The organism is Streptococcus oralis, assembly GCF_001579025.1.
GTDB classification, from domain to species: domain Bacteria; phylum Bacillota; class Bacilli; order Lactobacillales; family Streptococcaceae; genus Streptococcus; species Streptococcus oralis_X.
Window position 1 is genome coordinate 526,876 of the sequence record NZ_KQ970235.1, and the last position, 10,375, is coordinate 537,250.

Consider the following 10,375-nt stretch of genomic DNA (forward strand, 5'->3'; position numbering starts at 1 on the left):
TGCTTTACCAGATCCTATTGGTGAGGTCCTAGAAACAAGTCAGCTTGAAAATGGCTTGGTTATTACTAAGAAGCGTGTGGCCATGGGGGTTATTGGGATTATCTATGAAAGCCGTCCGAATGTAACTTCTGATGCGGCTGCCTTGGCTCTCAAAAGTGGCAATGCGGTCGTTCTTCGTAGTGGGAAGGACGCCTATCAAACAGCTCATGCTATTGTCACAGCCTTGAAGAAGGGCTTGGAGACAACGACCATACATCCAGAGGTGATTCAACTAGTGGAAGATACCAGTCGTGAAAGTAGCTATGCTATGATGAAGGCTAAGGGCTATTTAGATCTTCTCATTCCTCGTGGAGGTGCTGGTTTGATCAATGCGGTGGTTGAAAATGCTATTGTGCCTGTTATCGAGACAGGAACTGGGATTGTACATGTCTATGTGGATAAGGATGCCGATGAAGACAAGGCTCTGTCTATCATCAACAATGCTAAAACCAGTCGTCCTTCTGTCTGCAATGCTATGGAGGTCTTGCTGGTTCATGAAGACAAGGCAGCACGTTTTCTTCCTCGCTTGGAGAAAGTGCTGGTTACAAGTCGGAAAGAAGCTGGACTGGAACCAATTCAATTCCGCTTGGATAGCCAAGCAAGTCAGTTTGTTTCAGGTCGAGCAGCTGAGGCACAAGACTTTGACACCGAGTTTTTAGACTATATCCTAGCGGTTAAGGTTGTGAGTAGTTTAGAAGAAGCGGTTGCGCATATTGAAGTCCACAGTACCCATCATTCGGATGCCATTGTGACGGAAAATACTGAAGCTGCAGCTTACTTTACAGATCAAGTGGACTCTGCAGCGGTTTATGTCAATGCCTCGACTCGTTTCACTGATGGTGGCCAGTTTGGTCTTGGATGTGAGATGGGGATTTCTACTCAGAAACTGCATGCGCGTGGGCCTATGGGCTTGAAAGAGTTGACCAGCTACAAGTATGTGGTTACTGGTAACGGACAGATAAGGGAGTAAGAGATGAAGATTGGATTTATCGGTTTGGGGAATATGGGAGCTAGCTTGGCTAAGGCTGTTGTGCAGGCCAAGACGGGTGCTCAGATTCTCCTTGCCAATCGTAGTCAAGCAAAAGTAGATGCTTTCATTGCCAACTTTGGTGGTCAGGCTTCCAGCAATGACGAAATCTTCGCAGAAGCAGATGTGATTTTTCTAGGTGTTAAGCCTGCTCAGTTCTCAGACTTGCTTTCTCAATACCAGACCATCCTTGAAAAGAGAGAAAGTCTTCTTTTGATTTCCATGGCAGCTGGATTGACTTTGGAAAAACTGTCCAAATTTCTGCCGACTCATCACCGAATCATTCGCATCATGCCCAATACTCCAGTGGCTATCGGCCAAGGAGTGATTAGTTATGCCATGTCAGCCAACTGTCGTGCCGAGGACGGTGAACTCTTTTGTCAGCTTTTAGCCAAGGCTGGTCTTTTGGTTGAGCTGGGAGATGGCTTAATCGATGCGGCGACAGGTCTCGCAGGTTGTGGACCAGCTTTTGTCTATCTCTTTATCGAGGCTTTGGCAGATGCGGGTGTACAGACAGGATTGCCACGAGAAATAGCTTTAAAAATGGCAGCCCAAACAGTAGTCGGCGCTGGACAAATGGTCCTCGAAAGCCAGCAACATCCTGGAGTTTTGAAAGACCAAGTTTGCAGTCCAGGTGGTTCGACTATCGCTGGTGTAGCAAGTCTGGAAGAACATGCCTTTAGAGGTACCGTCATGGACGCAGTTCAGCAAGCCTACAAACGAACACAAGAACTAGGTAAATAAGAGGTTGGATGACTCCCAGCCTCTTTTATGGTCGATTGAATGGAGAAGACACAAAAAGATTGTCACAAAAACCTATTTTTTTGATAGAATAGAAGGTAGAAAAAAAGAAATGAGTTAGACATGTCAAAAGGATTTTTAGTCTCTCTTGAGGGACCAGAGGGAGCAGGAAAAACCAGTGTTTTAGAGGCTCTTCTCCCAATTTTAGAGGAAAAAGGAATAGAGGTGCTGACGACTCGTGAGCCAGGTGGAGTCTTGATTGGAGAGAAGATTCGTCAAGTGATTTTGGACCCAAGTCACACTCAGATGGATCCTAAAACGGAACTCCTTCTCTATATTGCCAGTCGTAGACAGCACTTAGTGGAAAAAGTTCTTCCAGCACTTGAAGCTGGTAAGTTGGTCATTATGGACCGCTTCATCGATAGTTCTGTTGCTTATCAGGGATTTGGCCGTGGCTTGGATATTAATGCCATTGATTGGCTCAATCACTTTGCGACCGATGGTCTCAAACCTGATTTGACACTTTATTTTGACATCGAGGTGGAAGAGGGGCTGGCTCGCATTGCTGCTAATAGTGACCGCGAGGTCAATCGGTTGGACTTGGAAGGCTTAGACTTGCACAAGAAAGTTCGTCAAGGTTACCTTTCTCTTCTGGACAAAGAAGGAAATCGCATTGTCAAGATTGATGCGAGTCTTCCTTTGGAGCAAGTTGTGGATGCTACCAAGGCTGTCTTATTTGATAGAATGGGCTTGGATAAATGAAACAAGAACAACTAAAAGCTTGGCAGCCAGACCAGTTTGACCGTTTTGTCCGTATCCTAGAACAAGATCAGCTCAATCACGCCTATCTCTTCTCAGGTTTCTTTGGAAGCTTGGAAATGGCGCAGTTTTTGGCTAAGAGCCTCTTTTGTACGGATAAAGTAGGCGTTCTACCATGTGAGAAATGCCGGAACTGCAAGCTGATTGAGCAGGAAGAATTTCCCGATGTCACTTTGATTAAGCCAGTCAATCAGGTCATCAAGACAGAACGCATTCGAGAATTGGTGGGTCAGTTTTCCCAAGCAGGGATTGAAAGCCAGCAACAGGTTTTTATTATCGAGCAGGCGGAGAAAATGCATCCCAACGCAGCCAATTCTCTGCTCAAGGTCATCGAAGAACCTCAGAGTGAAGTTTACATTTTCTTCTTAACTAGTGATGAGGAAAAGATGTTGCCGACTATCCGGAGTCGGACACAGATTTTCCACTTTAAAAAGCAAGAAGAAAAGCTCATCTTGCTCTTAGAACAAATGGGACTAGTTAAGAAAAAAGCAACTCTCTTAGCTCAGTTTAGTCAATCGCGAATTGAAGCTGAAAAGTTGGCCAATCAGGCAAGTTTTTGGACCTTGGTGGATGAGAGCGAACGCCTGCTGACCAGGTTACTAGCTAAGAAAAAGAAAGTTATCTCCAAGTTGCTAAATTAGCCAGCTTGGCAGATGACAAAGAAAAACAAGATCAGGTCTTGCGAATCCTCGAAGTGCTCTGTGGGCAGGATCTCTTGCAAGCAAGGATTCGACAGATTCTGCAAGATTTGCTAGAAGCTAGAAAAATGTGGCAAGCCAATGTTAGCTTTCAAAATGCCATGGAATATCTGGTCTTGAAAGAAATATAAACTCAAAATGAAGGATAAAGAAAGGAAAGGGCTGTTTTATGGACAAAAAAGAATTATTTGACGCGCTAGACGATTTTTCCCAACAGCTACTGGTGACCTTGGCCGATGTGGAAGCTATCAAGAAAAATCTCAAGAGCCTGGTAGAGGAAAATACAGCTCTTCGATTGGAAAATAGTAAGTTGCGCGAACGCTTAGGCGAGGTGGAAGCAGATACACCTGTTAAGGCCAAGCATGTTCGTGAAAGCGTCCGTCGGATCTATAAAGACGGGTTTCACGTATGTAATGATTTTTATGGACAACGTCGAGAACAGGATGAGGAATGTATGTTCTGTGACGAGTTGTTATACAGGGAGTAGGCATGCAGATTCAAAAAAGTTTTAAGGGGCAGTCTCCCTATGGCAAGCTTTACCTAGTAGCAACGCCGATTGGCAATCTAGATGACATGACCTTTCGTGCCATCCAGACTCTAAAAGAAGTGGACTGGATTGCTGCTGAGGACACGCGCAATACAGGGCTTTTGCTCAAACATTTTGACATTTCCACCAAGCAGATCAGTTTTCATGAGCACAATGCCAAGGAAAAGATTCCTGACTTGATTAGTTTTCTGAAAGCGGGGCAAAGTATTGCTCAGGTATCCGATGCGGGTCTGCCTAGTATCTCGGACCCTGGTCATGATTTGGTCAAGGCAGCTATTGAGGAAGAAATCGCAGTTATTACCGTTCCAGGTGCTTCTGCAGGGATTTCTGCCTTGATTGCCAGCGGTTTAGCACCACAGCCACATATCTTTTACGGTTTCTTACCGAGAAAGTCTGGCCAGCAAAAGCAATTTTTCGACTTAAAAAAAGATTACCCAGAAACTCAGATTTTCTACGAATCGCCCCACCGTGTAGCGGATACGATAGAAAATATGCTAGCAGTATACGGCGATCGCTCGGTAGTCTTGGTCAGGGAATTGACTAAAATCTATGAAGAATACCAACGAGGAAAGATTTCAGAGCTACTAGAAAGTATTGCTGAAACGCCACTCAAGGGCGAATGCCTTCTCATCGTTGAAGGCGCCAGTCAGGATGTGGAGGAAAAGGACGAGGAGGACTTGTTTTCAGATATCCAAGCACGCATCCAACAAGGCATGAAGAAAAATCAAGCCATTAAGGAAGTTGCGAAACTCTACCAGTGGAATAAAAGTCAGCTCTACGCTGCCTACCACGATTGGGAAGAAAATCAAGAAAATGACTAAACAGGGAAGTTTGCCTTCTTCCCTTTTTTTGTTATACTAGTAAAAGAAAAATTAGAAAGATTTGTGGGTGTCAAATAGTCTAGTAGCTTGTTTTTATTTGGACTTAGTTTCCACCCAAAGAGGTATTAGTGTCGTGTCTCAATCTTATATCAATGTTATCGGTGCTGGGTTGGCGGGTTCGGAAGCAGCCTACCAAATCGCAGAGCGTGGTATTCCTGTTAAACTTTATGAAATGCGTGGTGTCAAATCAACACCTCAGCATAAAACAGACAATTTTGCGGAGTTAGTTTGTTCCAATTCTCTTCGTGGCGATGCTCTGACAAATGCAGTGGGTCTCCTCAAGGAAGAAATGCGTCGCTTGGGTTCTGTTATCTTGGAATCAGCAGAAGCTACACGTGTTCCTGCAGGCGGAGCCCTTGCGGTGGACCGTGATGGTTTCTCTCAAATGGTGACTGAAAAAGTGGCTAATCATCCCTTAATTGAGGTGGTTCGTGATGAAATTACAGAATTGCCGACCGATGTTATTACAGTTGTCGCTACTGGTCCTTTAACCAGTGATGCTCTAGCTGAGAAGATTCATGCCCTTAATGACGGTGATGGTTTCTATTTCTATGACGCGGCGGCGCCGATTATCGACGTTAACACCATCGATATGAACAAGGTCTATCTCAAGTCTCGTTATGACAAGGGAGAGGCGGCCTACCTCAATGCTCCAATGACCAAGCAAGAGTTTATGGATTTTCATGAAGCCTTGGTCAATGCTGAAGAAGCACCGCTGAATTCGTTTGAAAAAGAAAAGTACTTTGAAGGTTGTATGCCTATCGAAGTCATGGCCAAGCGTGGCATTAAAACCATGCTTTATGGTCCTATGAAACCAGTTGGTCTGGAGTACCCAGACGACTATACGGGGCCTCGTGATGGCGAGTTCAAAACACCGTATGCAGTTGTCCAGCTTCGTCAGGACAATGCGGCTGGTAGCCTCTATAATATCGTCGGTTTCCAGACCCACCTCAAATGGGGAGAACAAAAGCGTGTCTTCCAAATGATTCCAGGTCTTGAAAATGCGGAGTTTGTTCGTTATGGGGTCATGCACCGCAATTCTTACATGGATTCACCAAATCTTCTTGAGCAAACCTATCGTTCTAAGAAACAACCCAACCTCTTCTTTGCTGGTCAAATGACGGGTGTGGAAGGCTATGTTGAGTCAGCAGCCTCAGGCTTGGTTGCAGGTATTAACGCAGCTCGCCTCTTCAAGGGTGAAAGTGAAGCTATCTTCCCAGAGACCACAGCAATCGGAAGTCTAGCTCATTACATCACTCACGCTGATAGCAAACATTTCCAACCGATGAATGTCAATTTTGGGATTATCAAGGAATTGGATGGCGAGCGTATCCGTGATAAGAAGGCTCGTTATGAAAAAATTGCAGAGCGTGCTCTTACTGATTTAGAGGAATTTTTAACGGTATAATTTTTTTCAAAGAATTGCTCATGATACTATAAAAATCTTAGAAATTGTGATAAAATAGGTAGGATAAAAAAAGGAGAGTAAAAATGGCGAATCCCAAGTATAAACGTATTTTAATCAAGTTATCAGGTGAAGCCCTTGCCGGTGAACGTGGCGTAGGGATTGATATCCAGACAGTTCAAACAATCGCAAAAGAGATTCAAGAAGTTCATAGCTTAGGTATCGAAATTGCCCTTGTTATTGGTGGAGGAAATCTCTGGCGTGGGGAACCTGCTGCAGAAGCAGGAATGGACCGTGTTCAGGCCGATTACACTGGAATGCTTGGGACCGTGATGAATGCTCTTGTGATGGCAGATTCATTGCAGCAAGTTGGTGTCGATACGCGTGTGCAAACTGCCATTGCCATGCAACAAGTGGCAGAGCCGTACGTACGTGGACGTGCCCTTCGTCATCTTGAAAAAGGCCGCATCGTTATCTTTGGTGCTGGGATTGGTTCACCTTACTTCTCAACAGATACAACAGCTGCCCTTCGTGCAGCTGAAATCGAAGCGGATGCCATTCTGATGGCTAAAAATGGGGTAGACGGTGTTTACAATGCCGATCCTAAGAAAGACAAAACTGCCGTTAAGTTTGAAGAATTGACCCACCGTGACGTTATCAATAAAGGTCTTCGTATCATGGACTCAACTGCTTCAACCCTCTCTATGGACAACGACATTGACTTGGTTGTCTTCAATATGAATCAACCAGGCAACATCAAACGTGTCGTATTTGGTGAAAATATCGGAACAACAGTTTCAAACAATATCGAAGAAAAGGAATAAGAAAATTATGGCTAATGCAATTGTAGAAAAAGCTAAAGAGAGAATGACCCAGTCTCACCAATCACTTGCTCGTGAATTTGGTGGTATCCGTGCCGGTCGTGCCAACGCGAGCTTGCTAGACCGTATCCACGTAGAATACTATGGAGTCGAAACTCCTCTTAACCAAATCGCTTCAATTACCATTCCAGAAGCGCGTGTTTTGTTGGTAACACCATTTGACAAGTCTTCATTGAAAGACATCGAACGTGCCTTGAACGCTTCTGATCTTGGTATCACACCAGCTAATGATGGTTCTGTGATCCGCTTGGTTATCCCTGCCCTTACAGAAGAAACTCGTCGTGACCTTGCTAAAGAAGTGAAGAAGGTCGGTGAAAATGCTAAAGTGGCTGTCCGCAACATCCGCCGCGACGCTATGGACGAAGCTAAGAAGCAAGAAAAAGCAAAAGAAATCACTGAAGACGAATTGAAGACTCTTGAAAAAGATATTCAAAAAGTAACAGACGATGCTGTGAAACACATCGACGACATGACTGCCAATAAAGAAAAAGAAATCTTGGAAGTCTAAAAATAAACAGAAAAACTCAGTTGGCATTGCTGGCTGAGTTTTATTCGAAAGAAGGAAATATGAATACAAATCTTGCAAGTTTTATCGTTGGACTCATCATCGATGAAAATGACCGTTTTTACTTTGTGCAAAAGGATGGTCAGACCTATGCTCTTGCTAAGGAAGAAGGTCAACATACAGTAGGGGATACGGTCAAAGGTTTCGCCTACACGGATATGAATCAAAAACTCCGCCTGACAACCTTAGAAGTGACTGCCACTCAGGACCAATTTGGTTGGGGAACCGTAACAGAAGTTCGTAAGGATTTGGGTGTCTTTGTCGATACTGGTCTACCTGACAAGGAAATCGTTGTGTCACTCGATATCCTCCCTGAGTTCAAGGAACTCTGGCCTAAGAAGGGTGACAAACTCTACATCCGCCTTGAAGTGGACAAGAAAGACCGAATCTGGGGACTCTTGGCTTATCAAGAAGATTTCCAACGTCTGGCTCGTCCTGCTTACAACAACATGCAGAACCAAAACTGGCCAGCCATTGTTTACCGTCTCAAGCTGTCAGGGACCTTTGTCTATCTACCAGAGAATAACATGCTTGGTTTCATTCACCCAAGTGAGCGCTACGCAGAGCCACGTTTGGGGCAAGTGCTAGATGCGCGGGTCATCGGTTTCCGTGAAGTGGACCGCACCTTGAACCTATCCCTCAAACCACGTTCCTTTGAAATGTTGGAAAATGATGCTCAGATGATTTTGACCTACTTGGAAAGCAATGGCGGTTTCATGTCCTTGAATGATAAGTCTTCTCCTGAGGACATCAAGGCAACCTTTGGTATCTCTAAAGGTCAGTTCAAGAAAGCACTCGGTGGCTTGATGAAGGCTGGTAAAATCAAGCAAGACCAGTTTGGTACAGAGTTGATTTAAACCTTATAGACATGATAAAGAAACTTGAAGAAATGAGTTTAGAGGAACTCTGGCAACTTTTTCCTATTTTTCTAGTAGAGCACAAGTCAGAGTGGAAAGACTGGTATGAATCGGAAAAAACAAGTCTGAAAACAATATTGGGTGCAAATGTTATTAAAAGAATAGAACATATCGGTAGCACTGCTATCCCTAATATTTGGGCAAAAAATATCGTTGATATTCTGCTAGAAGTAGGTAGAATAGGGGATTTAGCAAGAGTTAGGGATTTATTGGTGAAGAATGGTTGGCTAGTGATGTCGGAGAGTCCTAACAGGATTTCGCTAAATAAAGGATATACAGAGCAGGGATTTGCTGAGAACGTTTTTCATCTACATTTGCGAATGACGGGAGATCATGACGAGATTTATTTTAGAGATTATCTCTGCCAGCATCCAGATATTGCCCAAGCGTATCAGGAATTAAAACTAAGTTTGTGGAAAAAATTTGAACACAATCGAGACGCCTATACAGATGCTAAAACAGATTTTATAAACCACTACGTTTCAGAGGCTAAGTCCAGTAATTTTCAAGAATCAGAAAAGTGTCATTAAAAAACTCTTGATAGGAGAAAGAATTGAGAAAATCATTTTACACATGGCTCATGACCGAGCGCAATCCTAAAAGTAATAGCCCAAAAGCCATCTTGGCAGACCTCGCTTTTGAAGAGTCAGCCTTCCCAAAACACACAGATGATTTTGATGAGGTGAGTCGCTTTTTGGAGGAGCATGCCAGTTTCTCTTTTAACCTAGGAGACTTTGACGCTATCTGGCAAGAATACTTAGAACACTAGAGACAATGAGATGAGGCTAGTATTTTATTGTTCTCTTTGCTATAATAAAAAGAAATAAACGGATTAGAGAGGTTCTTTATTTGAAGGAACATTCAATAGACATTCAACTTAGTCATCCAGATGACTTGTTTCATCTTTTTGGTTCCAATGAGCGCCATCTTCGTTTGATGGAAGAAGAGCTCGATGTGGTGATTCATGCTCGTACGGAGATTGTGCAGGTTATCGGAGAAGAGTCTACCTGTGAGGAAGCCCGTCAGGTTATTCAGGCTTTGATGGTCTTGGTAAATCGTGGAATGACCGTTGGCACGCCAGATGTGGTGACTGCGATTAGCATGGTCAAAAACGATGAAATCGACAAGTTTGTCGCCCTTTACGAAGAAGAAATTATCAAGGACAATACTGGGAAACCGATCCGTGTCAAAACCTTGGGTCAAAAACTTTATGTGGACAGTGTCAAACAGCATGATGTGACCTTTGGAATTGGGCCAGCAGGGACAGGGAAGACCTTTCTTGCAGTGACCTTGGCAGTAACAGCCCTTAAACGTGGGCAAGTCAAGCGGATTATTCTGACTCGACCAGCAGTCGAAGCAGGTGAGAGTCTAGGATTTCTTCCGGGCGATCTTAAGGAGAAGGTTGATCCTTATCTTCGACCAGTTTATGATGCCTTGTATCAGATTCTCGGCAAAGATCAGACGACCCGTCTCATGGAGCGTGAAATTATCGAAATCGCGCCCCTTGCCTATATGCGTGGTCGGACCTTGGATGATGCCTTTGTCATTCTCGATGAGGCACAAAATACGACCATCATGCAGATGAAGATGTTCCTGACTCGTTTAGGATTTAATTCTAAGATGATTGTCAATGGAGATATCAGCCAGATTGACCTGCCACGTAATGTTAAATCCGGTTTGATTGATGCTCAAGAAAAGCTCAAGAACATTCACCAAATCGACTTTGTTCATTTTTCAGCCAAGGATGTGGTTCGCCATCCAGTTGTCGCTCAGATTATCCGAGCTTATGAACCGGCTCCAGTTAAGGTTGAAGAAAAGAAGGAAGAAACAGAATAGCAAAAAAAGCAGTCTAGAT

The 10,375-nt window shown here is 44.0% G+C and carries 12 protein-coding genes and 1 pseudogene; all 13 read left to right on the forward strand.

The window, feature by feature from the left end:
• The coding region (locus SORDD27_RS02460; protein ID WP_081103335.1) for a glutamate-5-semialdehyde dehydrogenase at positions 1 to 1,009 on the forward strand (1,009 nt) is incomplete at its 5' end.
• A 3-nt stretch (positions 1,010 to 1,012) separates the two neighbouring features.
• Entirely contained in the window at positions 1,013 to 1,810 is a 798-nt protein-coding gene (proC, locus tag SORDD27_RS02465) for a pyrroline-5-carboxylate reductase (protein ID WP_061427127.1), read from the forward strand.
• Positions 1,811 to 1,930: 120 nt separating this feature from the next.
• Positions 1,931 to 2,569, forward strand: coding sequence for a dTMP kinase (gene tmk, locus SORDD27_RS02470; protein ID WP_061427129.1), 639 nt, complete (start codon positions 1,931 to 1,933; stop codon positions 2,567 to 2,569).
• Positions 2,566 to 3,455: pseudogene (locus SORDD27_RS02475) on the forward strand (DNA polymerase III subunit delta'). Before tmk ends, SORDD27_RS02475 begins: the two are co-directional and overlap by 4 nt.
• 38 nt (positions 3,456 to 3,493) lie before the next feature.
• The gene (yabA, locus tag SORDD27_RS02480; protein ID WP_000358229.1) at positions 3,494 to 3,811 is read left to right on the forward strand and encodes a DNA replication initiation control protein YabA; all 318 of its coding nucleotides are present in this window, start codon (positions 3,494 to 3,496) and stop codon (positions 3,809 to 3,811) included.
• Between the two features lie 2 nt (positions 3,812 to 3,813).
• Positions 3,814 to 4,692 (forward strand): 16S rRNA (cytidine(1402)-2'-O)-methyltransferase, encoded by an 879-nt coding sequence (gene rsmI / locus SORDD27_RS02485; RefSeq protein WP_061427131.1) that lies wholly within the window; start codon positions 3,814 to 3,816, stop codon positions 4,690 to 4,692.
• A 133-nt stretch (positions 4,693 to 4,825) separates the two neighbouring features.
• Complete coding sequence (trmFO, locus tag SORDD27_RS02490; RefSeq protein WP_061427133.1) at positions 4,826 to 6,160, forward strand: methylenetetrahydrofolate--tRNA-(uracil(54)-C(5))-methyltransferase (FADH(2)-oxidizing) TrmFO; 1,335 nt, start codon at positions 4,826 to 4,828, stop codon at positions 6,158 to 6,160.
• A gap of 83 nt (positions 6,161 to 6,243) precedes the next feature.
• The gene (gene pyrH / locus SORDD27_RS02495; protein ID WP_000002996.1) at positions 6,244 to 6,981 is read left to right on the forward strand and encodes a UMP kinase; all 738 of its coding nucleotides are present in this window, start codon (positions 6,244 to 6,246) and stop codon (positions 6,979 to 6,981) included.
• A 7-nt stretch (positions 6,982 to 6,988) separates the two neighbouring features.
• A complete protein-coding gene (frr, locus tag SORDD27_RS02500; protein ID WP_001262235.1) occupies positions 6,989 to 7,546 on the forward strand; it encodes a ribosome recycling factor in 558 nt (185 codons plus the stop codon).
• A 59-nt stretch (positions 7,547 to 7,605) separates the two neighbouring features.
• A complete protein-coding gene (gene cvfB / locus SORDD27_RS02505) occupies positions 7,606 to 8,460 on the forward strand; it encodes an RNA-binding virulence regulatory protein CvfB (protein ID WP_061427135.1) in 855 nt (284 codons plus the stop codon).
• 11 nt (positions 8,461 to 8,471) lie between these two features.
• Positions 8,472 to 9,050 (forward strand): GrpB family protein, encoded by a 579-nt coding sequence (locus SORDD27_RS02510; protein WP_061427137.1) that lies wholly within the window; start codon positions 8,472 to 8,474, stop codon positions 9,048 to 9,050.
• Between the two features lie 23 nt (positions 9,051 to 9,073).
• A complete protein-coding gene (locus tag SORDD27_RS02515; protein WP_001232084.1) occupies positions 9,074 to 9,289 on the forward strand; it encodes a YozE family protein in 216 nt (71 codons plus the stop codon).
• Between the two features lie 80 nt (positions 9,290 to 9,369).
• A complete protein-coding gene (locus tag SORDD27_RS02520) occupies positions 9,370 to 10,356 on the forward strand; it encodes a PhoH family protein (RefSeq protein ID WP_061427139.1) in 987 nt (328 codons plus the stop codon).
• Positions 10,357 to 10,375: the final 19 nt, after the last annotated feature.